The 23,641-nt window shown below is 65.9% G+C and carries 28 protein-coding genes; 12 read left to right on the top strand and 16 right to left on the bottom strand.

The window, feature by feature from the left end; translation table 11 throughout:
* Positions 1–51: 51 nt before the first annotated feature.
* From AC1DKR_RS00930 to AC1DKR_RS00950, 5 genes are all read right to left on the bottom strand, one after another.
* Positions 52–462 carry a hypothetical protein gene (locus AC1DKR_RS00930; RefSeq protein ID WP_127563140.1) on the bottom strand — a complete coding sequence of 137 codons (411 nt, stop codon included), beginning with the start codon at positions 460–462 and terminating at the stop codon, positions 52–54.
* Between the two features lie 260 nt (positions 463–722).
* A complete protein-coding gene (locus tag AC1DKR_RS00935; protein WP_312108179.1) occupies positions 723–1,994 on the bottom strand; it encodes a carbohydrate porin in 1,272 nt (423 codons plus the stop codon).
* Entirely contained in the window at positions 1,991–3,388 is a 1,398-nt protein-coding gene (locus AC1DKR_RS00940; protein ID WP_394195612.1) for a c-type cytochrome, read from the bottom strand. The genes AC1DKR_RS00935 and AC1DKR_RS00940 overlap by 4 nt, the downstream gene beginning before the upstream one ends.
* A complete protein-coding gene (locus tag AC1DKR_RS00945; protein ID WP_478030460.1) occupies positions 3,385–5,022 on the bottom strand; it encodes a GMC family oxidoreductase in 1,638 nt (545 codons plus the stop codon). The genes AC1DKR_RS00940 and AC1DKR_RS00945 overlap by 4 nt, the downstream gene beginning before the upstream one ends.
* Before the next feature lie 46 nt (positions 5,023–5,068).
* Positions 5,069–5,602 carry a sugar dehydrogenase complex small subunit gene (locus AC1DKR_RS00950; protein ID WP_313248408.1) on the bottom strand — a complete coding sequence of 178 codons (534 nt, stop codon included), beginning with the start codon at positions 5,600–5,602 and terminating at the stop codon, positions 5,069–5,071.
* A gap of 247 nt (positions 5,603–5,849) precedes the next feature.
* Here AC1DKR_RS00950 and AC1DKR_RS00955 point away from each other — a divergent pair, with 247 nt between their 5' ends.
* Positions 5,850–6,089, top strand: a complete 240-nt coding sequence (locus tag AC1DKR_RS00955; protein ID WP_394195610.1) for a hypothetical protein — start codon at positions 5,850–5,852, stop codon at positions 6,087–6,089.
* A gap of 52 nt (positions 6,090–6,141) precedes the next feature.
* Here the strand turns inward: AC1DKR_RS00955 and AC1DKR_RS00960 are convergent, their stop codons facing one another.
* Together AC1DKR_RS00960 and AC1DKR_RS00965 are read right to left on the bottom strand one after the other, a co-directional pair.
* On the bottom strand, positions 6,142–6,588 hold the full coding sequence (locus tag AC1DKR_RS00960; RefSeq protein ID WP_363733353.1) for a DUF1579 family protein: 447 nt from the start codon (positions 6,586–6,588) through the stop codon (positions 6,142–6,144).
* Complete coding sequence (locus tag AC1DKR_RS00965; protein WP_478030469.1) at positions 6,585–7,052, bottom strand: BLUF domain-containing protein; 468 nt, start codon at positions 7,050–7,052, stop codon at positions 6,585–6,587. The genes AC1DKR_RS00960 and AC1DKR_RS00965 overlap by 4 nt, the downstream gene beginning before the upstream one ends.
* 175 nt (positions 7,053–7,227) lie before the next feature.
* On the opposite strand from AC1DKR_RS00965, the gene AC1DKR_RS00970 reads away from it, so the two are divergent.
* The 4 genes from AC1DKR_RS00970 to AC1DKR_RS00985 all read left to right on the top strand — a co-directional run bounded on the left by AC1DKR_RS00970 (position 7,228) and on the right by AC1DKR_RS00985 (position 9,227).
* A complete protein-coding gene (locus tag AC1DKR_RS00970; protein ID WP_025874499.1) occupies positions 7,228–7,497 on the top strand; it encodes a hypothetical protein in 270 nt (89 codons plus the stop codon).
* A gap of 147 nt (positions 7,498–7,644) precedes the next feature.
* Complete coding sequence (locus tag AC1DKR_RS00975; RefSeq protein ID WP_478030473.1) at positions 7,645–8,142, top strand: YciE/YciF ferroxidase family protein; 498 nt, start codon at positions 7,645–7,647, stop codon at positions 8,140–8,142.
* A 116-nt stretch (positions 8,143–8,258) separates the two neighbouring features.
* The gene (locus AC1DKR_RS00980; protein ID WP_051501597.1) at positions 8,259–8,513 is read left to right on the top strand and encodes a hypothetical protein; all 255 of its coding nucleotides are present in this window, start codon (positions 8,259–8,261) and stop codon (positions 8,511–8,513) included.
* A 120-nt stretch (positions 8,514–8,633) separates the two neighbouring features.
* Positions 8,634–9,227, top strand: a complete 594-nt coding sequence (locus AC1DKR_RS00985) for a cysteine hydrolase family protein (RefSeq protein ID WP_478030477.1) — start codon at positions 8,634–8,636, stop codon at positions 9,225–9,227.
* On the opposite strand, the gene AC1DKR_RS00990 is transcribed toward AC1DKR_RS00985, so the two are convergent.
* The 4 genes from AC1DKR_RS00990 to AC1DKR_RS01005 form a co-directional block, all read right to left on the bottom strand.
* The gene (locus AC1DKR_RS00990) at positions 9,197–10,045 is read right to left on the bottom strand and encodes a DNA-formamidopyrimidine glycosylase family protein (protein ID WP_478030479.1); all 849 of its coding nucleotides are present in this window, start codon (positions 10,043–10,045) and stop codon (positions 9,197–9,199) included. The two genes, AC1DKR_RS00985 and AC1DKR_RS00990, sit on opposite strands and share 31 nt — an antisense overlap.
* A complete protein-coding gene (locus AC1DKR_RS00995) occupies positions 10,002–10,766 on the bottom strand; it encodes a DUF72 domain-containing protein (protein WP_478030481.1) in 765 nt (254 codons plus the stop codon). Before AC1DKR_RS00995 ends, AC1DKR_RS00990 begins: the two co-directional genes overlap by 44 nt.
* A gap of 113 nt (positions 10,767–10,879) precedes the next feature.
* Entirely contained in the window at positions 10,880–11,227 is a 348-nt protein-coding gene (locus tag AC1DKR_RS01000) for a hypothetical protein (RefSeq protein ID WP_478030482.1), read from the bottom strand.
* 123 nt (positions 11,228–11,350) lie between these two features.
* Positions 11,351–11,932, bottom strand: coding sequence for a hypothetical protein (locus tag AC1DKR_RS01005; RefSeq protein WP_478030483.1), 582 nt, complete (start codon positions 11,930–11,932; stop codon positions 11,351–11,353).
* Between the two features lie 659 nt (positions 11,933–12,591).
* Here AC1DKR_RS01005 and AC1DKR_RS01010 point away from each other — a divergent pair.
* A complete protein-coding gene (locus AC1DKR_RS01010; protein WP_363733365.1) occupies positions 12,592–13,332 on the top strand; it encodes a DNA/RNA non-specific endonuclease in 741 nt (246 codons plus the stop codon).
* Positions 13,333–13,413: 81 nt separating this feature from the next.
* On the opposite strand, the gene AC1DKR_RS01015 is transcribed toward AC1DKR_RS01010, so the two are convergent.
* From AC1DKR_RS01015 to AC1DKR_RS01030, 4 genes are read right to left on the bottom strand one after another with little or no spacing between them, the layout of a single operon-like run.
* A complete protein-coding gene (locus tag AC1DKR_RS01015; RefSeq protein ID WP_099842541.1) occupies positions 13,414–13,644 on the bottom strand; it encodes a hypothetical protein in 231 nt (76 codons plus the stop codon).
* Positions 13,641–14,072, bottom strand: coding sequence for a VOC family protein (locus AC1DKR_RS01020; protein ID WP_336028635.1), 432 nt, complete (start codon positions 14,070–14,072; stop codon positions 13,641–13,643). The genes AC1DKR_RS01015 and AC1DKR_RS01020 overlap by 4 nt, the downstream gene beginning before the upstream one ends.
* Before the next feature lie 11 nt (positions 14,073–14,083).
* The gene (locus AC1DKR_RS01025; RefSeq protein ID WP_025874482.1) at positions 14,084–14,545 is read right to left on the bottom strand and encodes a helix-turn-helix domain-containing protein; all 462 of its coding nucleotides are present in this window, start codon (positions 14,543–14,545) and stop codon (positions 14,084–14,086) included.
* On the bottom strand, positions 14,542–15,471 hold the full coding sequence (locus AC1DKR_RS01030) for a LysR substrate-binding domain-containing protein (RefSeq protein WP_363733366.1): 930 nt from the start codon (positions 15,469–15,471) through the stop codon (positions 14,542–14,544). Before AC1DKR_RS01030 ends, AC1DKR_RS01025 begins: the two co-directional genes overlap by 4 nt.
* 88 nt (positions 15,472–15,559) lie before the next feature.
* Between AC1DKR_RS01030 and AC1DKR_RS01035 the strand changes: the two genes are divergently transcribed.
* The 5 genes from AC1DKR_RS01035 to AC1DKR_RS01055 are packed head-to-tail and all read left to right on the top strand — an operon-like array spanning position 15,560 to position 19,411.
* A complete protein-coding gene (locus tag AC1DKR_RS01035; RefSeq protein WP_478030489.1) occupies positions 15,560–16,624 on the top strand; it encodes a hypothetical protein in 1,065 nt (354 codons plus the stop codon).
* Positions 16,621–17,541 carry a TolB family protein gene (locus tag AC1DKR_RS01040; protein WP_478030492.1) on the top strand — a complete coding sequence of 307 codons (921 nt, stop codon included), beginning with the start codon at positions 16,621–16,623 and terminating at the stop codon, positions 17,539–17,541. The genes AC1DKR_RS01035 and AC1DKR_RS01040 overlap by 4 nt, the downstream gene beginning before the upstream one ends.
* Positions 17,542–17,569: 28 nt before the next feature.
* A complete protein-coding gene (locus AC1DKR_RS01045) occupies positions 17,570–18,106 on the top strand; it encodes a GFA family protein (RefSeq protein ID WP_447945138.1) in 537 nt (178 codons plus the stop codon).
* Positions 18,099–18,425, top strand: coding sequence for a DUF6958 family protein (locus tag AC1DKR_RS01050; RefSeq protein ID WP_033831163.1), 327 nt, complete (start codon positions 18,099–18,101; stop codon positions 18,423–18,425). Before AC1DKR_RS01045 ends, AC1DKR_RS01050 begins: the two co-directional genes overlap by 8 nt.
* Positions 18,422–19,411 (top strand): alpha/beta fold hydrolase, encoded by a 990-nt coding sequence (locus AC1DKR_RS01055; protein WP_363733369.1) that lies wholly within the window; start codon positions 18,422–18,424, stop codon positions 19,409–19,411. Before AC1DKR_RS01050 ends, AC1DKR_RS01055 begins: the two co-directional genes overlap by 4 nt.
* A 48-nt stretch (positions 19,412–19,459) precedes the next feature.
* Here AC1DKR_RS01055 and AC1DKR_RS01060 read toward each other — a convergent pair whose 3' ends face one another.
* Entirely contained in the window at positions 19,460–21,319 is a 1,860-nt protein-coding gene (locus AC1DKR_RS01060) for an XVIPCD domain-containing protein (protein ID WP_478030496.1), read from the bottom strand.
* Positions 21,320–21,439: 120 nt separating this feature from the next.
* Between AC1DKR_RS01060 and AC1DKR_RS01065 the strand changes: the two genes are divergently transcribed.
* Positions 21,440–23,635: an AsmA family protein gene (locus AC1DKR_RS01065; RefSeq protein ID WP_478030498.1), complete on the top strand. Its 2,196-nt coding sequence runs from the start codon at positions 21,440–21,442 to the stop codon at positions 23,633–23,635.
* Positions 23,636–23,641: the final 6 nt, after the last annotated feature.

A 23,641-nucleotide genomic window follows, 5' to 3' on the forward strand; every position in this document is an offset into this window, starting at 1 on the left:
GAGGTCGCAGCACGGCGCTTGGTGTTGGAAACGTGCAGCTTGAAGGAGAAGTCAATCGACCTTGCAGGCAAGCAATTGAACGAACGGCAGCGCGGATGTCGACTCGTCGGTCTCCAGCTCCGCAGAGTGCTCTCCCTTGCGGGTCGATTGGCTGTTGCAGCAACTGCTGGCGGCCGATATCGAATGCTCGTTCAAATTGGCTGAAACCTTCGCCTTGTGCTTGTGCCTGCGATCTTCGCGGTCTGCCAGCGCCTTTCCCGAGGTCGACCCGATCGCACCTGTATCGTTGGCCACCAGCAGCATCCTGCCATTCGCATTGGTGAGCCGGCTGCTGCCTGCCGGGCAAGCAGTTCCGGACATGAAGAAAATCATGTTCTTCGGCAAGTCCGCCAGGGCCGCCCCTTCAAATCCCAACAAGGCGACCATGCCGACGGCCAGCATTCCAAAGGTTCGCGTGCGCATCCCCTGCCCCCTTCGCATTTGGACGTATGTACAAGCCTGAAATTCTTGTTACGCCAATCGTGTATTCCCGCTTCTGCATGCGGCCCGTTCGTTGAATCCAGGCCGGAGGGCGAACCTTGCATCCGCTCCTGCAGTTGCGGCGAAGTATGATCCTATAATCAATGAATATCGTGCGCGGCGTCGCAAAATTAGAAAGTGCAGATAATCCATTGGACCCCGGAATATCGCCGGGGAAAATGGTCAATTATTTGACGCGGGCGCTACAGCGTCGCCTGCGCCTGCAGGGTGAACACCCAGCTGTCAGGCCGGCTGGCATAGGCGCCGGGCCGTGCCACGTACTGCACCGCCGGCCGCAGCACCAGCCACGGGGCGACCTGCACGCCGTAGTTCAGCTCGACGAACTGCTCGTTGCTCTGCACATCCTTTCCGGTCAGCTGCTGATGGCGGGCGAGCCGGTCGGAGATGTCCAGCCGGTTCCAGGCCAGGCTGAGCACATCATCCTCGCGCGACGCGATCACGCCGCGCCAGCTCACGCCCGCTTCCCACGAGTAGCGCATCAGCCCTGTTTTTGCGTCGGCACGGGTAGCCACGCCGAACACCGAAATGCCGCGCACCGTGTCACCCTCGGGCTTCCACACCCGCTGTGCGGCCTGCACGTACGAACCGCTGCGATGCGAAGCGCGAGGTGCCGTCGGGTCACCGATATCATCGGCGTTGGAGGTATCCAGGTAGTAACCGATCTTGTAAGTGCCGCCGTAGTCCTCTCCGGACTTGCCATGGCTGTAGCCCAGCTCGACTGGCAGGAACAGGCCGGTCTTTCCCCTCGTCGATACACGGAAGCCGCTGTTGGCCTGCTTGCGCGTTGGATTGACGTCGTAGATGCCGGTCTGCGCGTACCAGCCTGAAGGATCGTTCCACTTTACCCGCAGGCCCCATTGGCCTGTCGGATTGTCCAGCCAGCCAGAACTGTAGATCGGGCCCAGCGGATGCCCGCACTGGCCGTTGTTGTTGAAGTTGCAGGTGTAAGGCAAGCCACCGAAGTCGTTGCCCATCGAGTAGAAGCCACCCTTCAGGCTCAACCGCTTGTCCAGCAGCAAACGCTCGTAGGAGAGCTCGTTGAAACGCAGGTTCTGGCCCTGGCCATAGAAGGCCTGGTTCTGGATGTAGGAACCGGTGGATCGTTCGTTGATGGCGTTGCCGAAGCGATCGGAGAACACCACGCGCAAGGTGCCGTCGAAGCCGAATGCCTTGCCGGTGTCGATCGTCGCGCCCAGGTCGATGTGCTCGGCGGTGGACCAGCCACTGCCCTTGTAACCATCGCTGTTGACGCCGCTGCCGATCACGATGCGTGCGCTGGGGGTAACGCCGTGGTCCTGCAGCCAGAGGCGCGCTGCCCAATCCGCGCTCAGCGGCGTCTGCGCGACGCTGTCGACCGATTTGGGCTTGGCGGTGGCACTTGATTCGGCAGCCGACACCGACCCGTTGACGATGAAGGCAAGCAGCCCGATGCCGGTCAAGGATACGAAATTCATGCGGCCGCCCTCCGCGCCTTTCGGGTCTTCCAGGCGCGTCGCACCAGCAGCACGATGCCTACCAACGCCAGCACGGCAAGGATGAGCATCGGCAGCCACAAGCGTGCAATCTTCGCCAGAAGTGGCTTCTCGCCGCCGGCACGGGTCAGCGCAACCTGCGCCTCGGTGACCTGGTCGCCCGGCCCGAACTGCGTGCGCACGTAGGTCGCAACCGCTGCGATATCGGCGTCACTCAGGTCCTGTACGAACGAGCCTTTCGAGAAGTGCGGCATCAACGCGTGTTCGCCGTGCACATCGCGGTCAATGCCGCCGATGATGGTGGCGATCAGGTTCTGCGGGCGGGTCATGCCGACGGTGGTGTTGTGCACCAGGGAGGGGTAGTACCCGTCCCTGCTGCCCTCGCCCCGCGATCCATGGCAGCTTGCGCACAAGCCCGAGTACAGTACGCCGCCCGATGCCAGTGCCGCTCCCGTACCTCGTACCGGCTGCTCGCCCGCCGTCGAGGCGACATCGCCCCAGGCAAAGGCGGCCCGCGTGGCATCAGGGTCGGCCACGGCCGGCACCGTGCGCAGGTAGGCGACGATGGCGGCGATGTCCTCGTCCTGCAGCCTGGACAGGCTGTTGCTCACCGCTTCGGCCATGCCGCCACCGGCCTGTGCCTTGCCGGCGACGCGGCCGGTCTTCAGGTACTGGGCCAGCTCGGCATCGCTCCAACCCCCGATACCGCTGGTGGGGTGGGAGGTGATGTTGGGGGCGTACCAGTCACCCAGCGATCCGCCGGCGAAGGCCTTGCCGTCCACCTCCTGCATCATCAGCCCGCGCGGACTGTGGCAGCTGGAGCAGTGCGCCAGGCCCTCCACCAGATAGGCGCCGCGATTCCACTGCGCGCTCCTGCCCGCATCGGGCTTGAACGTTTCCTTGTCCAGGAACAGCAGGTTCCACACCGCCATGGACTGGCGGATGCTGAAGGGGAACGGCAGCTCGGTCGCGTGTGCTTCTTCATCGACCGGCACCACCTCCTTCATGAAGTAGGTATACAACGCGTGGATGTCCTCGTCGGTCAGCTTGGCATACGAGGTATAGGGCATCGCCGGATACAGGTGGGCGCCATCCTTGCGCACGCCTTCGCGTACCGCCTTGGCGAAATCATCTTCGCTGTAGAGGCCGATGCCATGGCTTCTGGAGGGCGTGATGTTGCTTGCCCATATCTCACCCAGCGGCGACGCAATCGCGTAGCCGCCTGCGTAGGGTTTGCCCTGCTTGGGGCTGGTGTGGCATGCCACGCAGTCCGCAGCGACAGACAGGTAGCGCCCACGCTCGGCAACCTCGTCTGCGCGCGCGGATTGACTGGCTGCGGCCAGCAGCATCAGCAGAGCCGAGGCGAAGGTCTTCATGCTGCACGCTCGATGGCATCAGCTGCCCTCAGCGCCAGCGCGGCCATGGTCAAGGTGCTGTTGACCACGCTGGCCGACACCATCGGGCCGCCGCCCGGGAGCCACAGGTTGGGATGATCGTGTGCGCGGCAATCGCCATCGACCACCGAATCGCGCGGATCCGCGCCCATGATGGTCGAGCCCATGATGTGGTTGTTGGCGTTGAGCGCCGTGGTGATGACGAATTCCTCGGCGTTGAACAGCGAGCCGATGTGACGCAACTGCTTGCAGGACTCGTCATAGCCCTTGCGGGCGTAGTCGCCCAGCGAGTAGTGGATATCCGGGCAGGCCAGGCCGTGGCCATCCACTCGCGTCTTGGACAGCGTCAGGCGATTGCTGGGATCCGGCAAGGGTTCCAGGCTGATCGAAAGATCCACGCCGAAGACGGCACGGCGGCGGATCTCCGCATCCAGCGCGTCGCCGACCAGGCCTTTCTTCAGCGCCTGGTCGGTGGCGATCGCCACCCGGCTGATGTTGTTGAGGATGATCTTGGTGGCCGAGTACTGCGAGCGGAAGGCGCCGTCGCGCGGGCCAACCATGCAGCTGGACTGCGCCGGTCCACGGCCCAGCCAGATCGGCCTGTCGGCAATGAACGAGCAGTGGAAACCGGAATGGTCGAGCATGTTGCGCCCCACCTGGTCGGAACTGTTGGCGATGCCGTTCGGGTTCTGCTCATTGGCGGCGAGCAGCAGACGCGGCGTCTCCAGTGCATTGCACGCAATCACGAAACTACGGCCGGTGGCCTTGTGGCTGACCTTGTTGTTGTCATACCAATGGATGGCCGTGACCCGGTTCTGCGCGTCGGTATCGATCTTGTAGGCCACTGCGTCGGCCAGCACCTGCGCACCCAGTTTCTCGGCCGCTTCGATGGTATGGATGCCGTTGTACATCGCGCCGATCGGGCAGATCGGCTGGCAGTTGTTGTTGCCGCAGCAGGCGGGCCGGTCGTTCCAGGGCGTGACCATGCGACCCTGCGGAATGGGCACCAGGTTGTAGCCGTGCGGATTGACCACCTCGGCGAACACCTTGTCACCGTTGCCCCACGGGATCATGTCGGCGAGGTAGGGCCTGGATCGCTCGGAGGGGCTCTGCTTGTCCGGATCATTCGGCCCGGAGACGCCCATCGCCTCCTCGGCGCGGCAGTAATAAGGCTCGATGTCGTCGTAGCTGATCGGCCAGTCGCGCCCCACCCCGTAGGTGCTCTGCATCCTGAAGTCCACCGGCAGGTGGCGCCAGCAGGAGGCGGCCCAGTGCCAGGTGGTGCCACCCACGGCCTTGATGAAGCCCTGATGGAAGCTGCTGGCGTCGGGGCCGGTCAGGCCCACGTAGTCATTGGCCGGGAAGTACAGCGGCGCGGTGGCAAGCGGTGACTGCGGATACGGCCCCTGGAAATCACTGCCGATGCGCCGTTCGAAGCTGACGTTGCGCCAGTTCTCGACCACGTCGGAACGATGCAGGCGGGGGCCCGCCTCCAGCACAAGAACCGATTTTCCGGCACGAACCAACTGGTGGGCGATCAATGCGCCGACGACGCCCGAACCGACGATCACAACATCGGCATCGGCGTCGCCATCACGGAAAACCGGAGCTTTCATGAGGGGAATCCATAACAATTACGGGAAAAGAGCTGGAAGCGCAGGCTCAGCCGTGCGCGCGTACCGCCGCCGGCGGTTCGGCCGTCCACCATGCGGGACCGCCTTGTGCGTAGGTGGGCGGGAACAGGCCATCGTCCACCGGGCGCTGCATCAGCGCATCGCGATAGGAAACGGTGATGGCCTGCGGCCCCTTGCCTACGCTGCCGGTGTACCAGGCAGTGATGATGGCCAGCGCTGTCGGCCGTGCATCGCCAACAGCCGCCAGCAGTGCTTCAGGGCCCTGCACCTGCTGCGCCTTCGCCGCGAGTGCGGGGAACTGGGCGTGCATGTCGGGATGCAGCTTGGCGAAGGCGGCTTCGATGCGCCCGGCGGTTGCCGGATCAAGGTCGGACTTGCCGGTCAGTGCCTGGGAGAGCTGCAGAAAGCGCCCGTCCGTCCGTTTCGCTGGCGTGGCACCGGCATGGGTTGCTGGCGCCTTGCCGTTGCAGGCAACCAGCAGTGAAGCAGAGCCAACGGCCAGCAGGAAGGTTCTGCGCGTCAGGCCTTGCCCACTCCCTTCCAATCCCTCGGGAACACTCATGATGTGGACTCCTGATGCGTCACTTCTTCGGCTGCCCCTGACCGCGACGCGGGGGGCACCTACGCGGGCAACTTTAACGCACCTGAACGTCGTCGCGGAGTGAGCAGGAAGAGCCGCAGCGCGGCAAAGCACCCTTCTTCCCGGCACCAGCAGAGGCAGATTCCAGCCGGTGCGCTGCCGCCCCCGTCACGCCCGCACAACGCGCTCAGCGCTAGAAACAAGGGGTTTCCTACTCTGGAGAGTGGCCATGCGGGTACTGCTGCTGTGTGCCGTGGCGACGATGGTATTGTCGGCCTGCAATCAAGGCGAACCGACCGATAAGGCACAACATGCCGATGCGGTTCGGCAAACCCCACCAGCGGCCAGCGCGCCGGCGCGCAACGTGCCCGGCGGCGGCAGCGGCACCGCCGCCTCCGAAGACCAGGCCTCGGGGCCAGAGGCCGAACGCGGGAAAGAAGCCGCGCCGCCGTCACCGCCCAAGCGCTAGGCGCGGCCAACAGCGAAGCCCCCGATCGGGGGCGCCCGCGGAACAAGCGAATCTACTCGGCCCTTTCAAGCACGATGCGGACGAACGGTATCCAGTCATCGCCGACCCGATGCTCCCATTCCCCGGTCAGCAACTGCCGGTCGCTGCTGATCACGCCGTCGAACCGCTGGGACTGGCCCTGGATGGTGTACCTGCCGCCATCAAGTCGTGACGTGAAATCGCTGGTGCCACCATCAGCGTCGTAGCTGCGGCTGAAGAAACCACCGGCTTCAACATCGACGCCGATGATTTCCGTGGAGCGCACACGCTGCCCGTCCATCATCGCGTCGACCTCATGCACCAGGAAGTGACCATTGGGCATCCACGTGTAAACGTCCGATGCGAACGACACCCCGCCCGTGCTGCCGTCGGGTTGCAGCGCGATGAGGGTGGTCTCCCAGGCTCCGGCAAGAACGTCCAGCCGGCGGTGGTGTTCGCTGTGAAAAGTTGCTTGTGTCATGGCGACTCCGTACTGGGTGAGGCGGTATAGGGTTCAACCAGGGCGCGCAGCAGCTCCATGCCCGTGGCACTGGTGGACGCACCGGTGCCTTCGCGCTGGACGAAACCGGTCCAGTCCGCGCCGGCCACCCGCCTCAGCTCCGTCGGTTCCACCGGCAGCCAACGCATGGGCCAGAAAGGCAGCCGTCTCTGCCCCACCCTGCCCCGCTGCAGTTCGATCAGGCCGCCGTGGCTGCTGGCACCCAGCACCCGGGAATATGCCACCTGCAGGCCATCGTCCGGGCCTTCCATGTATTGCACAAAGCGCGCGCCATCGAACAGCAGTACGCCGGTGACGCCGGCATCACGGTTGAAACGTGCTGCGTCATCCACGATTCCGCACAGCCTGCCACCGATCTGGCCCAGCCGGCTGGCAGCAATATCCGCTGCCGCCTCGCTGGTATACACAACGGCTCTGATGGGCACGTTCGACCTCCCTGCAGTGGGCTCCCAACCGTAGCAGAAGGCCGGTTGAGGCAGCGCAGCAGGCGCAGCCTGAAACAGAACAATTCAGTGAAATGTGAAAACGAACCCGAAAAGGATTCACGCCATGCACTGCTGCCCCATGGCATGAAACAGGTCCGCCCGCGAGATCGACTTCATGCCTGACACCGGACTCTTCTACGTCTTTTCAGTGGACTACGCGACCGATGCACGAGGCTGCATCGATCAGGTCACCGCTATCGCCTTCCGCTGCAACCAGTGCCACCACGTGTCCCGCGCCGACGCGGAGCTCAAGCGGATGACAGGGGGCACGCTGCTGACCTGCGGAAGGTGCGGCTCTCACCAGGCCGTCAGCAATGCGCGCCTGGTGGACGGCGAACACCTGGCGGCAACCGGCCACTCTGCAGCAGCGGCCGACCCACGCTGAGCTCGGTTCCGACGCGCGCCCAGTGCCCGGCGTGAGGGGAATGCATGCATCTGCGCGCTCGATGCGCATCCGCCGTTCACTGCATCTACCCCGCACCCCAACACCGGCCGGGATAGCCTCGTCGCTCCTTCCCTGCTGGAGCGCACCATGGCCATCAAGACCGCTGAAGACCTTTTCATCCACGAACTGTCCGACATCTACAGTGCCGAGAAGCAGCTGACCAAGGCCCTGCCGCGCCTCGCCCGCGCCGCAGAGAACCCCGCACTTGCCGCCGCGTTCGAGACGCACCTGGAGGAGACCCAGGGCCAGATCGAGCGCATCGACCAGGTCGTGGAGGTACTGGGCATCCGCCTGAAGCGGATCAAGTGTGCGGCGATGGAGGGCCTGGTGGAAGAAGGCAAGGAAGTCATCGAGAGCATTGAAAAGGGCCCGGTGCGCGATGCAGCACTGATTGGCGGCGCGCAGAAAGTCGAGCATTACGAAATCGCTTCCTACGGCACCATCGCCGCGCTGGCCAAGCAGCTCGCATACAAGGACGCTGTGCCGTTGCTGCTGGAAACGCTGGAAGAAGAAAAGGCCACGGACGAGAAGCTGACCCTGCTGGCCAAGAGCGGCGGCAACGCCAAGGCCGCCCAGGCCGCGTGAGCCCAGTTGCACCGCAGATCAGCCTACGCGTCGCCCCCAGGGGGCGGCGCGTTTCTGCACGAGGATACCGTTGTAATGCCCCCCGCACGATGCGGTCCAATCAATGAGGAAATGTCATGCAGCGCGATCAGAAAGACCTGCCCCACCCGGATGACCACACGGCCGCGGTGCCTGCTGGCAGCGCTGGACAGGCCAAGGCCCACAACAGTGCCAATCATGATCAGGCGTTGACGGAGACGTTCCCGGCCAGTGATCCGATCTCTCCCTTCGTCGCCGCCGCCACGCCGGATGAGCAGGCGCAACGGCTTGGCAAGCGCGTGGCGCCCGCTCGGCACGACAAGGGTGAGGGGGACGACGGAGCTGGCCAGTGATCGGGCCTGCGCTCCCGCCGAGGGGGCCGGGCAGCCCGCGCCCGTCAGGCGGCTCCGGCGCGCTGGTGCGTGGTGCCGAAGACGAACAGGCAGTCGAGGCCTGACACCTCGGAGCCCGCCATGGAACAGCCCACCGCCCTGCTCATCATCGATCTTTTCAGCCTGTTCGACTTTCCACAGGGGCGGCAACTGGCTCCGTACGCCGTACGTGCAGCCCAGCGCACCGCCCGCCTGCGTGCTGCATTTGACGCGCACCGCTCGCCGGTGATCTACGCCAATGACAACTTCGGCAACTGGCAGCGCGACTTCCCGCAGCTGGTCGAGGCCTGCCGGCAGAGGGGCGGAGCCTCGGCGCGGATCGTCGAGTACCTTGCCCCCAGCGAGGAACACTACTTCATCCTCAAGCCGAAGCACTCCGCCTTCCTCGCCACGCCACTGCCGGTGCTGCTGGCCAAGCTCGGCACCCGGCGATTGGTGCTGGCCGGCATGGCACTGGACGCGTGCGTGCTGGCCACTGCCATCGATGCCAACTCGCGCGAGTACGCGGCGGTGGTCGCCCGGGAAGCGGTCGCCGCCCTGCCGTACCGCCGCCAGCCGGCCCTGCAGACCCTGCAGCGATCGGGCGCCGTCGAAGTACTCAGCAACCGTCAGATCATAACTTCGCTGTCATCCACGTCCTCATATCAACGCACGGGCCTGACACCACCGCGCTGAACCGGTCCTCTCGCCAGGGTGCGCTTCTTCGCCGGCGGCCGCGGCGTCCCAGCGCGATAATCGACCTGGCATACCGGGCAGAAGAAGGTGCGCCGATGCGTGGTGCCCATGTAGACCTTGCTGACCGGACCACCACAACGGGGGCATGTCCGCCGGGTGTGCACCTGCCAGTGCTTTTTCAGCTCGAACCCGCGCTTCCAGCGTAGGAAGTCGAAACTGTATTCGCGGGCCTGCTTGACCAGTTCGGCAAGCTTGCGCGGCGGAAGATCACCAACAGGGTTGGCCGGGTGGACCCGGATGCGGAACAGCACCTCGTTCTTGATGATGTTGCCCACGCCGGAGAACAGCGTCTGGTCCAGCAGGGCATCGCAGACCAGGACATCGGGCATCGACTTCAGGCGACGGCGGGCAAGCCGGGGGTCCCACAGGTCGCTCATCACGTCGGCGCGCCAGTCGTAGACCTCGTCCAACGGCTGATCGATCAGCTTCACCGAGCAGGTGTAGAAGTTCAGTTCGCCGTTGTCAAAGCGCAGCGATAACCGCGCTGGCGTCTCCTTGCGTTCGTCGATGCGCCAGCTGCCGAACATCATCAGGTGGATGCGCAGACTGACGTGGCTGAACTCCAGCAGGAAATGCTTGCCCCAGCTGCGCACGGCCCGCACCCGGCGTCCCTCCAGGCAGGCCAGGTCGAGCGTGCTGTTGCCACTGACGCCACGGACGGTCTTTCCCTTGAACCTGGCGGCGGCCTCGCGCAGCAGCACGATGGAAGGACCTTCAGGCGTTGGCGTGCTCCAGCATGGACTGCAGTTGCAGTGCATTGGGCACGGCGTGGCCGTGCGCCGTGTTGTCAAGGATGATCCACGCCTCCCCCGCCTGGGCCGCCTGTATCGCGGCGGCCGCCAGACTGCATAGCTGCGGTTGCTGGTAGGCGCTGTAGTACATGCGCGGCTGCCCGTGCCACCGCCAGTAGCTCCAGTGCCTGGCTCCACCCGGCTGATCAGCCCCTGCAACCCGGGCGGGGTCGGCCGCGACCCGGGCAATGCCGTGGTCATCCAGCAGCGCGTCGGCCTTGTCGTCGAACCAGCTCGGGTGGCGTGGTTCGCAGGCGACCCGCATGGCGCTGCGCCGGCGCACCGCCCGGAAGAAGGCCGAGGCCGTGCGGCCATCGTAGGCCAGGCTCGGCGGCAGCTGCAGCAACAGGGCGCCCAGCCGATCCCCCAGATGCCCCACCGCATGCAGGAACGTGTCGAGCAACGGCGCAGCACCGCGCAGGCGCGCGTCATGGGAAATGGCCTGCGGCATCTTCACCGAGAAACGGAAACCGTGCGGCACGCTGGCCGCCCAGCGCGCATACGTGGCGGGCTGATGTGGTCTGTAGAACGACGAATTGATCTCCACGATCGGAAAGCGCGATGCATAGCGTTGCAGCGCACTGTCTCCCGCCGCGAACGCGTGGGCGATGTCCTTGGGCAGCGACCACCCTGCGCAGCCCACAGCGACCGGGTGGCCCGGTCGCGGATGACGGAGTTCACGTGCCATGGCGCTACGGTGGCGACAGGCTCGTAGCAACATGGTGAACACACGTTGGCTGCGGCGTGAAGCCTGTGCCGCGGCCTGCAGCCGTCAGGTTGCCGTGTATCGGCCATCGCTGCTCAGAGGCTGGCGTTGACCATGGCGCCTGCCGGTTGCTGTGGCATCGGCATGGAATGCCCGTTGCGCGGTGCAATGCGTTCGTGGGTGGCGGCCAGGACTTGGTTCACCCGATGGAGCGTGCCACGGCCACCGGGCTCGATACCGATGATGTAGACGAAGCGGCCGTCACAGCGCGACTGCGCCGATTCAAGCCCCTCGGCTTCAGAAATCACGCGCTTCAGTGCCTTCTCCCAGGCCCTGCCGGGGGGCGATGCCAGTTCCACCACGACTGCGGTTTCCCCGCAGTCCAGCGGCATCACTTCCACGCGCAGAATGCGCGGCGCCCTGGTGGTCTCGGTGCTACCCATTTCCAGTCCTCCTCGGCCAATGACGGCGGAAGTATCCACGTCCGGCGCCAAGGCGCCGTCAAGAAGGGATGGCCGTTGCGTGCAGGTCGATCCCTGCCTGCTTCCCCGCGTGAGCCGTTGATCTCAAGGCCTGGCCGGATGCTGGTTACCTTCTTCAACTCTCGGCGGCGCCGCCGCGGGAGCACTGACAAATTCATAGCGTGAGAGCAACCAGGCATGATCGGCTGCCAAGGCAGCTCGCGCCCGTGCCTCCTGATCGACGACGCTGACCAGATTGCCGGCTGTCCGCAACAGTGTTTCGTTGTCCAGGCGGAAGGGTGAAACGTCGCCGACGTAGATGTCACCGATGTAATTGAGCTTGCCTGCCTCGATCGTGAAGCTGACCGCCTGGGGCTCGGCAATGGCGACGCCCTGCTGCCCGATGCCAACCCAGCCGATGTAGTAGCGGCCAGCCTTGACGGGGCGGGTCTTCAGGCCCTTTGCGCAGGTGGCTACGGAATCGAACCTGTACGGACCCCAGAAGCCGGTCGACGCGTTTCCGGACAGGTAGAGCTGCACGAAGTTGATCTGATCTGCGCAGGTGACCGAAGTGACCAGGATGCCTTCGTCCTGCTTGAGTTTCTTCGATTCCTTGATGTTTTCCACGCCCGCGCTCGCCGCTGTCGACAGCATCAACAGCGCTACCATTGCAATCGTTTGCTTCATCTGTCCGGTTCCATTGAAATGCCGGGCGACATGCAGGTTCTACCGCATCTGCAGAGGCGCCGCGAGGTAGACGTTGCAGTTCTCGCCGAGGTTCTCAGCTCTTCTTCAAGCGCGTCGGTGGACGGTGCGCCCGGCGCAGGAACGGCCAACTGGCGTTGGAAGGGATATCGCGCAAGCAGCTGTTCGTGAGCAGCGCGCAGAGTGTTGCGGCCGCGATGGAAGTCCATTTCATCTGGGAATGCCCTTTTTCCGGCGAGCATAGCGCCAGCGCGACGCGGCCGCTACGGGCATCGCGTTGCCCGGCCGTGATGCGTCACGTCAATCGTCGGCACGCGCCCTGCGGACAGCTATCAACCGGGCAACGGCCACGCCACTAACAGGTCTTCCTTTCATGCATGGGCACTCTGATCTGACAGGAGCCCAGTGCTTGCGCGCAGTCACACCTTCGCACTTTGGTCGTTGACCTGTTGACGCCAAAAAATGACGCTAACGACACCGCGACAGCTTTCCTGACGCCAGTGCGCGGTCGAGATCCCAGGCAGTACCGGCTACGGCCGGGACGCATCCCCAACACCTGTCACCGCATCGTCCTTCACACGGAAAGGCCTGGCCTGCCGTGGTGGACGGCTGCGCCTTGCCCATATCCATGGAGATCCGCAATGCGCCTTGCCACGTTCTTCCTTGCCCTTGTTTTCAGCACTTTTGCCGGGGCTGCGCATGCCCAGGTTGTGACCCTCAACAAGGGTGGGTTCGTATTGACCTATGACTGCAGCATCCACAGCGCGACACGGTACGAATACACGTTGGTGGCTGACACCGGCTCGGCGGCCCGCCCGTCCAGCTTCTACAAGGACCCGGACCTGCCGGCAGGCTGCCTCGGCCAGGCCAGCACCGCCTCGTATGCCAGCGTGCGGTCCGGCTATGACCGGGGACATCTGGTGACGTCCAATCACATGGACTACGACGCCACCTACATCCGTCGCGCCAACTACATGACAAACATCGTGCCGCAGGTTTCCAGCTTCAATCAGGGCGCCTGGGTCAAGGCCGAGAACGTGGCCGAATGCTATAGGGACATCGCTCCGGTAGACGTCTATGGTGGCGTTGTCTACGGCGATGCGTCCAATGACTATTTCCTGGCCAGCCATGGTATTCCGACCCCGGAATTCTTCTGGAAGACGATCATCACCAAGGATCCAAACACCGGGACCGCCAAGGCCATCAGCTGGATCATTCCCAATGAAGCGGGACTGGGTGGCCTGGATAGCTATCTGGTCACCATCGCGGATCTGGAAGAGCTGCTGGGCGCCAGCTACGTGGCCATCAATGCACCGGCGTCGCTGAAGAACATGCTGCCCAGTGCCAGCTGGCCGCTGCCGAGCGAATGTGATCTGAGCTGAGCGCCGGATGGCCCGGCAGAGCCTTCTCCGCCGGGCCTGCGCTGCGTGAGGACCCTGCCTGATCTGACTCCGCGCCCCGCGTCAGGGTGCGACGCCGGCGCGCGCGGCATCCGGCCTGCGGCGGTAATGCAACGCAAACAGATACAACCCGGTGAACAGCTGCAGGAACAACGGCGGCAGCGGCGAGTAGGTCAGCCAGTCCGGTGGTTCGCCCTGCCCCATCCAGCGCGCCACGAAGTTGGCTATCACTGTCAGGGTGAAGACGATAGACGTCCAGCGGTGCACGGGACGCGCCCAGCTGCCGGCCCTCACTGCGGCGTCCTCGCGACAGTCTTCCCAGGGCGCTCGATCATCTTCCAGCCATTGCCGGACGGATCACGGAATCCGGCATCCACTGCACCATAGCGCTCCACCGGCTCCTGGGTGAATTCCACCCCACGTGCCAGCAGCCGCTCGTAGCTGGCGCGGCAATCGTCCACCGCCAGCACCAGCGGCGGCATCGCACCCTTGGCCACCATCTGCTGCAGGGTCAGCGCAGTGGCCGCATCGTGTACCGGCGGCCCCGGTTTGAACAGGCCGAGCTGGAAACCACCCTCGCCGCCCGAATGCACCGTGAGCCAGCGATAGTCGCCGTTGCCGACATCGGTATGCACCTGGAAGCCGAGTGTGTTGACGTAAAAATCGAGTGCCGCATCCTGGTCGTGCACATACAGGCCGACCACATTCACCATGCCAGTCATAGGATCCTCCCTCAGGTGGGATCTACGCTAACAAGGCCGGTGCGGCGGCGCTTCTCCAAAACTGCGATCTTCAGGTCCGGGCGCCGTGCGGCACGCGCATGGCACTCCGGCACCGGGCCCTGCGCCGGGGCATCGGTCCGCTCACGGTCGCGGAGGGCGCCGGGGCTGTCGCCGGTGATGTCACGAAAGATGCGGCCAAAGGTGCCCAGGCTGGTCCACCCGGTCTGAAGTGCGATCTCGGTGATCGGCAGGTCGGTATCGCGCAGCAGGGCGACAGCGCGCTCGATGCGGCGGCTGAGCAGATAGCGATGCGGCGGCACCCCGAACGCGTCCTTGAACGAGCGCGCGAAATGGGCCGCGGAAACCGCACTGATCCCGGCCAGCCGCGCCACCGGCCAGTCTTCATGGCTGGCCCGGTCCATGTGGTCTTTTGCACGCAGCAGGCGGCGCAGCAGTTCCGGGCTCTGGGTCATGGCGTGGCCACCCTGCGCAGCAGGGATCGTGCAGCATGCCGGGCCGCCGCTGCCTCGGTGCACAGCCACTCACGGAAGTGCGCGATTTTCGGGGCGTTGCTGCGTCCTGCCGGGCTGGCAAACCAGAAGCTGCGGCCATCGCTGGCCACGCCTTCGTGGGCTTGTACCAGGCGTCCCGCATCCAGCTCGGCCTTGAACAGGATCGGCGAGCCGATGGCGATGCCTTGGCCGGCGATCGCTGCGGCTACGTCCAGGTGCTCGGCAGCGAAGTTGGTGGCGAAGCGCTCCGTCCCGGGTGCCGGTGTCTGCGCGAATGCCTGGAACCATAGCGCCCACCAGTCCGGACGCCCCAGCAATGGCACATCCAGCAGCCGCGCGCCGCCCAGGCCGGTGGCGGCTTCAAGCAGCGCGGGCGCGCACAGTGGCGTGAACACGCTGGGGAACAGCTCCACCGCGTGCAGCCCCGGCCAGTCGCCGTGACCATTGCGGATGGCCGCATCGAAACGTCCGCCTGCCAAGTCCTGCGGCTCCGCCGACAGATCAAGCTCCAGCACCTGTTGCGGATGCCGGGCGCGGAAGCCACCCAGCCGCGGCGTCAGCCAACTGGTGCCCAACGTAGGCAGTGCGGTCAGGCGCAGGCGCGTGGCATCCATGTCGGCGGCGCGCATGAAGCTGGCACGCAGGGCATCGAAGGCGCGGGTCGCCTCCTTTGCGACGCTGGCACCGGCCTCGGTCAGTTCGACGTGCTGGGCGTGGCGCAGGAACAGTCGTGCACCGGTCTGCTCTTCCAGGCGCCGGACGTGATAGCTGACCGATGCCGCCGTGGTGTCCAGTTCTTCCGCGGCCCGCGCAAAGCTGCCCAGCCGCGCCGCGGCCTCGAAGGCACGGATGGCAACGAGCGACGGCAGGTGGCGGTGGGCGACCATAAGTGTGGCTTAGCCTGAGCCTCGATATCCGCGTGGTCAATCCCCCATACGACGCCGAAGATGAGGCCTCGGACAACGGGGATCAGACATGCAGCGACGTGGATTTCTGGGCGGCCTTGCCGCGTTGTACGGTGCCGGCGCCTTCGGGCTGTGCCTGCCGCTGGGCGCCACCCCTGCCCATGCCGGCAGAGACCATGCCAATGACTGGCGTTGGCTGCAGGGCAACTGGAACGTGCGTCACCGCCGGCTGCAGGAACGCCTGGTGGCGGACACGCGGTGGGTGGACTTCACTGGCACCAGTGCGGTCTGGCTGACCTTGGGCGGGCTGGGCACGATCGATGACAACCTGATGCAGCTGCCCGGCGGCGCCTACCGCGGCCTGGGTGTACGTGCCTTCGATCCGGCTTCCGCCACCTGGGCAATCTGGTGGCTGGATGGCCGCGCTCCCAGCCGCTTCGAAGCGCCGGTGCGTGGCGGCTTCAGCGGTACAGGCGGCAGCTTCCGTGGCGTGGATTCCTTCAAGGGCCAGCCCATCCAGGTCTGGTTCCGCTGGCACGACATCCACGCTGCGCAGCCGTGGTGGGAGCAGGCATTCTCCGCGGACAACGGCGTGCACTGGGAAGTGAACTGGCGCAACTGGTTCACCCGCACGGCAGCGATACCCTCGCCGCTGCCGCTGCAGTCGGATGCGCCCCGCGACTTCGACTTCCTGGTCGGCCGTTGGACCGTGCAGCACCAGCGGCTGCGCGAACGCCTGTCTGGCAGCAACCGCTGGGACCACTTCGATGGCACGCTGCACAACTGGCCGGTGCTGGGCGGCTTTGGCAACGTTGGCGACAACGTCATGAACTTCCCCGCTGCGACCGTACGCGGCATGGGCATCCGCGCATGGGATGCCAGCAGTGGCCAGTGGTCGAGCTGGTGGTTGGATGGCCGCGATCCCACGCGGATCGGCGCACCGGTCCGCGGCGGTTTTGTCGATGGCGTCGGCACGTTCATGGGAGACGACCAGCTGCGGGGACAACCGATCAGAACGCGGGTGATCTGGTCGCGGATCACCTCGCGTTCCGCACGCTGGGAACAGGCGGCATCCGCAGACGGCGGAGCGACCTGGGAGACCAACTGGATCAGCGATTTCGAGCGGCAGGCATGAATGCGCTTGCCTCACTGGTCGCGCTTGCGGTCGCGGTCGCTGGACTGCTGGGGGGTGATGCCAGCCGGGAGGCGTTGGCACTCGACCCTCACGCAGAGCGTTTCGCACCAGGCATCGCGTCGACCCGATACAGCGAAGTCCGCCTGACGCTGAGCCCCGACGGACGCACGGCGCTCTGGTTCAGCCGTGACCGGCCTGGCGGCGAAGGCGGCCATGACATCTGGGTTTCGCATCTGCAGCACGGCCAGTGGAGTGCCGCGCGCCCGGTTCCGTTCAACACACCCGGCCGCGATTTCGACCCTGCGTTTACCGCCGATGGCCGCTTCGTGCTGTTCTGCTCCGATCGCCCCGGTGGCCTGGGCGGCGATGACCTGTACAGGGTGCCCGTGCAGGGCCTGCAGTTCGGTGCCGTTGAGCATCTCGGGTCTGCCGTCAACAGCCCCGCCAACGAGTTTGCGCCGATGCTCGCACCCGACGGTGGCACCCTGCTGTTCTCCAGCGACCGAGCAGGTGGCGCCGGTGGCCACGATCTGTATGTCGCGCGGGTGGACGATGGACAACTGCAACCTGCGCGGCCGGTGGAAGGCGCGGTCAACACGGCCGCGCAGGAGTTCGACGCCACCTTCCTGGGCGATGGCCGGACCATCGTTTTCGCACGTGCACAGGACTTCGGCAGTTCGCGGGTCGAGCAGTTCGCGGCACGCGCGTTCGGTGACCGCTACGCGCCCGGCATGCGACTGCCCCCACCCGTCAACGACGGTGCGAGCGACAGCTATGGCGCCATGCTCGACTGGTCCCGCCCTGGCACGCTCACCTATTCAGCGCGTCGCGGCGATGGCGCCAGCCTGGACCTGTACCGGGTGAGCTATCGGCTGCCACCGCCCCTGTCGATTCCGGGGCCCCCGGTTCGTCGATAGAAAAAGAGCCCCCGAAGAGAGCATCCACATGCCTTCCGCACAACAGGTTGCCTGCCGCTGTGGCGAAGTGACGTTGAACCTGACCGGCACACCCATCGCCTGCGTCGACTGCTGCTGCAACAGCTGCCGCGCCGCAGGCCTGCGCCTGCAGCGCCTGCCCGGCGCCCAGCGGCTGCTCGGACCGCATGGAACTACCCGTTTCGTCATGTATCGCAAGGACCGGGTGGAGTTCCTGGCAGGAGTGGAGCGACTGGCCGCGTTCCGCCTCTCAGCCGATGCCGGCACCCGTCGCGTGCTGGCCACCTGCTGCAACACGCCACTGTTTCTTGAACTGACCGGCGGCCACTGGCTGAGCCTGTATGGCGGGCTGTGGCCGGAGGATACCCGGCCGCCGCTGCAGATGCGCACCATGGTGGGCGATCTGCCCGACCCCTCCGTGCTGCCCGCCGATGTACCCAACCTCAAGCAACACTCGCTGCGCTTCTATGCCCGGTTGATGAAGGCCTGGATTGCGATGGGCCTGCGCAGCCCGGATATCCGCATTGAAGGAGAGGTCCATGGCTGAGCCAGACAAGATCGAGATCGAGAGCATCACCTCGCCCGGCAGGACCCAGTGGGTCGACCGGGGCAAGTACAGCGCCATGCGCAGCGCCCTGCTCGGCGTGCTGCCGCAGACGCCGCCCGGGGTTTCCGTTGCCATTGCCAAGCAGTCATTGCTGCCAGCGCTGCCTGCAGATCTGTTCCCCGCAGGCGCGACCGCAGGCTGGTGGCTGAAGGCCGTGCAGCTGGATCTGGAAGCCAAGGGCGTGATCGAGCGCGCAGCGGGCAAGCCCGTGCGGTTGTTCAAGCATGCGGTCGTCGGTCGAACGGCGGTGACGTCATGAGCGGTCCATCCAACGATGCGCCTTCATCGTCGCGCAGGTCACTGCTGATCGGTGCTGGACTGTTGCTGGCCATGGGATGGCCACCCACCGTGCGCGGCGCCAGCGCGGGCCTGCGCGAGCCCATGGATGCCGCAGCATTCGCCGCCCGCCGGCGCTGGGTCCGCACACCGTTCGGGCGCATCGCCTGCGTGCAACAAGGGAAGGGTCCGGCCGCACTGTTCCTGCACGGGTTCCCGTTGAGCGGCTTCCAGTGGCGGCATGCGATCGCGCAGCTTTCCTCGTCCCGCCGCTGCATTGCACCGGATTTCATGGGCCTGGGCCACAGCGCGGTGGCGGCCACGCAGGACCTGTCTCCGCAGGCACAGAGCGACATGCTCGTTGCGTTGCTTGATGCGCTGTCCGTTGCGGTTGTCGACCTGGTTGCCAATGACAGTGGCGGCACCGTGGCCCAGTTGTTCGCTGTGCAGCACCCTAGCCGCGTGCGCACGATGCTGCTGACCAACTGCGACGTGCACCAGAACAGCCCGCCGGTGCAGATGAAGAACTCGCTGGCCGCCGCACGCGCAGGCACCTATCACCAGAAGATTGTCCGCCACCTGCAGGATCGCCGCTACGCGCGATCAGCGGCCGGTATCGGTGGCTCGGCTTATGTGGATCCGGCACATTTCAGCGATGAGGCCATCGAATACAGTTTCCGCCCGCTGGTGTCCTCGCCCCTGCGCCAGAAGCAGCTCAATGACCACCTCGCGGCGTTCGAGCCCAATCCGCTGGTGGCCATCGAAGCCTCGCTGCAACGCAGTACGATTCCCACGCGCATGGTGTGGGGAACGTCCGACCCACTCTTTCCGGGCCGCTGGGCCGAGTGGCTGCACCAGACGCTGCCGGCATCGCGCGGCATCCGCTGGGTGGAAGGCGGACGCCTGTTCTGGCCTGAGGAACAGCCTGCGCTGCTTGCCGATGAGGCCCGGGCGCTCTGGCGAGCCTGATTGGCCTGCCTGACCCGATGCGCCAGCCACTGGGCTGGCGCGCCCGACTCAACGCGCCATGGCCCGTGCAGCGTGTTCCTGGGACATCTGCTCCTGCTCCCGCTCCTGTTGCTGGCTCGCCCGCTCAGAGCTTGCCGCCAGCGACTGGCCCTGCTGCAGCCCGCGCACGTGCTCGCTGACCGGCGTAGCCACTGCCTGCGCAGTATCGGTGCGGGCGATCTGACGATCGGCAGCGTGCGGCTGGCCCTGCACCGCGAACGCGTACCTACCGTCGTCACTGAGCACGGCCTCGTCGATTCGCTCCATGCCCTTGCCCTTGGCCGCGACCAGCAGGGCCATGCCCAGCCGTTCACTCATCTCATCAGGCTGACGCCCCATCGCCTGGTCGAGGCTGCTCACCGCGCCTTGGCTCTGCAGCCACATGCCGTGGTCCGGGCTGGCGGTGTGCCGTGGGTCCTGCCGGGGCAGCAGCGGTGAGGGCGGTGCGAGCGACTGCAGGTGCTCGCCCTGCACGGCAGCATCGATCTTCTGCAGATCCTTGCCACCCGCCGCAGCGATATGGAACAGGCGTTCGGCCATGCCATAGGTGGATTGCCCCTGGTTGCGCGCCAGCCCCAGTGCAAAGGCGTCCACATCCTGCTGCGGCCTGCCGTTGCCGTCCTCTGCAAGCACCTGCCACGATGGCCCCAGCATCGGGTTGTCCCCGACCATCGACTGGGTACGCTCCATCAGCGTGCGCATCTGGGCCTCGCTGAAGCTCAGGGTAGTGAGTTCACCGGCCTTCACCGGTCCGCGATCACCGCTGGGGTCGCCGGACAGCGCCGCATTGGCCATTCCGGCAATCTGCTCACCCTGCGCATGCCCGCGCAGGTCGAAGGTGAATTCATAGCGGCGCTGCGCCCTGTCTTCCTGGCCGTCGGCGCCGTAGGCGCTGACCCGGGTTGCCGGCAGGTTGCCGTTGTACTGCACGCTGCGCAGTTCGGTGCGGCTGCCGTCCTCGCGACTGACCTGCACCACGTCGCCGCTGTTGCGTGCACCCGCCAGGTCCAGGCCGAACGTGTCGCCATAGCCGACCTTCAGCCGCGTCTGCGAACTCATGCCCAGCCGCTCGACCGTCGCCAGATCCTGCACGCCCAGGGTCTGGCCGCTCAGGGTGCCGTTGTCGATGAACTGTTCATAGGCCTGGCGGCCTTCGGCTTGATCCAGGTCGAACGTGGCAGTGCGGACGGCAGCGTGACCGAGCGCGTCCTGGCGACCGGCAATCGCGCTGAACCTGCCGGCACTGAATCCCATGCCGTTGAACGCTTCAACCGCCTCGTTCGGCCCGGTGGTGACGCGCACCCGGCCATCATCCAGGCGATCCACGCGGTAGCTGGCACCGCTCGCCTCGGTCGTCTGGCTCTGCATGGCGATGTTGCGGAAGCTGCCTTCCAGTGCGGTGCCGGTGAACTGCTGGCCATCCAGGGTGACGCTGCCCCCCTTGGGAATGGTCTGCGGATCGAACGGGTTGATGCGGGTGGGATCGACGTCCACCGCCTCGCTGGGCAGGCTGACCCTGTAGCGCCCGCGTACGCCGGTGCTGCTGGTGTCCTGGAAGCCGGCACCTTTCGCGCTTGCCCCGACCACCGACTCCATCGTGAGCAGGTAATCCCTGCCGCCATCGGGCGTCGGGCTGCCGGCCATGTTCAGCGACGTCCCCTGGAACTGCGATGCGAGACTGGACGCTGCGCGCTTGTGCTCGGTACCCACTTTCAACGCGCCGTCGCCCTCGTTCAACGTGACCGAGTAACCACCGGCGGCGGCCCGCACCTCGCTGTTGGCCGAGGTGTAGGTCGGATCGAACGACGCCGAGGCGGCATCGCGCGGCGCATCCTGGGTTGCGCCTTCCTTGCTGGTCTGGGCATTCATGCCGTGACCTCCTTGAACAGTGACGCGCTGATTATAGGACGCGGTGTGCGCAGCACGTTCACATCGCGCCGCAGCCGCATCCACGATAGTGATGGCCATCCCATTCCACGCCGAGGGTCCATGCCCCACTCCCTCGCCCGCCCGCAGCGATGGCGCCGTCACGGCCGCAAGCTGCTGCCGTACCTGCTGGGCCTGTATCTGCTGTACCTGTTGGCAGGCAATGTTTTCCTCAATACGCCGCTGTTCGACCAGGTCACCAATCGCAAGCCGCACAAGTTCGTGATGACCACTGGCCCGGCGATCACGCTGCTGCCGGGGCATGTCATCGCCTGGAATGTGCAGATGCGCGGCCACGTCAATCACACGGTGTATGTGCTGCACGCGGACCGCGCCAGTGCACGCTTGGCATTGCTGCCGCTGTTCCAGCGCGAGGTGCGCGTGCCGTCGCTGCACGCGACCGGGGTGGCCGCCGAGATCGCGCGCGTGGAGGAGGCCATTCCCTCACCACCGCGCGGCGATCGCGGCTGGACGTTGCGGTTCGATGGCATTCATAGCGAAACCATCCGCAGCGTCCGCGTGGGCAAGCTGTTGATCGTTGGCCAGGGCAGCGGCACGGTCGGTTTCGTGAAGCAGCTGCGTGGTGGTCCCTCGGAACTGCTGGACTCGGAGGTGGCGTTCGCTGATGCCGACGTCAGCCTTGACGGCACCCAGCTGCTCGGCGACATGCAGCTGAAGACGCAGTTCTCCTACCCACGGCATTACCGCGACCAGGCACCCGGGCTGGCAAAGCTGGGGCTGCTGCATGCCGTGCTGGAGGTGCAGGCGCGCAGCCAGGGCCTGCGCCTGGATACGGACACGCAACGTCCTTCCATTGCCAGCGCCGCCGTGCCGGGGCAGCTGCAGGCCGCGATCACCCTGGACCAGGGCGCGCTTCAGCCCGGCAGCCATGCGGTCTGGCGGGTTCCCCTGCAGATGGGAGCTGGCGCCCCCGACCGCGGAACGCTGGCAGTGCAGCTGGATACCGCCCGCGACATCCGCCTGCAGGCGCGGTTGCCGCAGCGCGAGGGCACAGGCGCTGCGCTGGACGCGGATCTGACCATCACCGGGCGGCACATTCCATTCGCCGAACCCAGCGAGATGCTGGGCCGCACCTCCGGAACGGTCAAGGGCGAATGGACCTTCACCTCGCTCAACTGGATTCCCGCACTGTTCGTGCAGAAACCCTGGTTCCAGCTGCAGGGTGGTGGCGTGCTGCGCGCCGACCTGCGCCTGCAGAACGGCGAGCTGGCCGCTGGCAGCAGCGTCGACATTCCTGCGGCGCGGGCGGTGGCCGAAGTGGCCGGCGTGCACATGCAGGGAACGGCCAGCGCCCATGGCCAACTGCAGGCCGGGACGCCGACGCACGCCGTACTGGCAGTGAAGCTTCCCACGTTCAATGCGCGTGCAGGCGGCGCCAAGGGTGCCACGCTGTTCGATGGGCGCGACCTGGCACTGACACTCACCGGTGACGGTCGCCTGCGCGAGCTGCGCAAGGGCGTGCGCGCGCAGCTGCGCTTCGATGACGCAAGCATTCCAGACCTCACCGCCTACAACCGCTACCTGGGCAACGGCCAGGTGCGGCTGCTGGGAGGCGCTGGCCATGTGAGCGGCGACGTTGAACTCGATACCCAGGGCCGGGTTGGCAATGGCAGTGTCCGCCTGCGCAGCCAACGCGCACGCCTGCAGGTGGCCGGGCTTGGCCTGCAGGGCGACGCCCGCGTTGATGGCAGGCTGCGACGTGGCGATTTCAGCCAGCGCCGGTTCGATCTGGGCGGGAGCGTGATCGAGCTGCGCAACGTGCAGGTGGGTGAGCAGCAGCGTTCACAGCCGTGGTGGGGCCGGGTCACCATCGCCCGCGGTGACATCGATGCGCAGTCACCGTTCCAGGTGGACGCACGCGCGGATCTTGCCATGCGCGACGCGGGCCCGCTGCTGGCGCTGTTTGCCGAGCGCAGCGATTACCCGCGCTGGGCATTGTCGCTGCTCGACTCCGGCCAGGTGGATGCACATACCCGCCTGCGCTGGCGCGCCGGGCATCTGGTACTGGATGGACTGCAGGCGGAGAACGAGCGCCTTTCGCTGCGTGCGCGGCTGGATCTGCTGGACCAGCGCAAGCGTGGCGACCTCTACCTTCGCTGGGGCCTGCTAGGTGCCGGCATCGAGTTGGATGGGCAGCGCCGCCAATGGCATCTGGCCGGTGCGCGGGAATGGTTCGACGGTCGGCCCGCGTTGCTGCCCGGTGCTGCAGCGGCCAGCGACGGTGGCACGGCGGACTGACCCGAA

It is taken from the genome of Stenotrophomonas sp. 01N47, assembly GCF_056399165.1.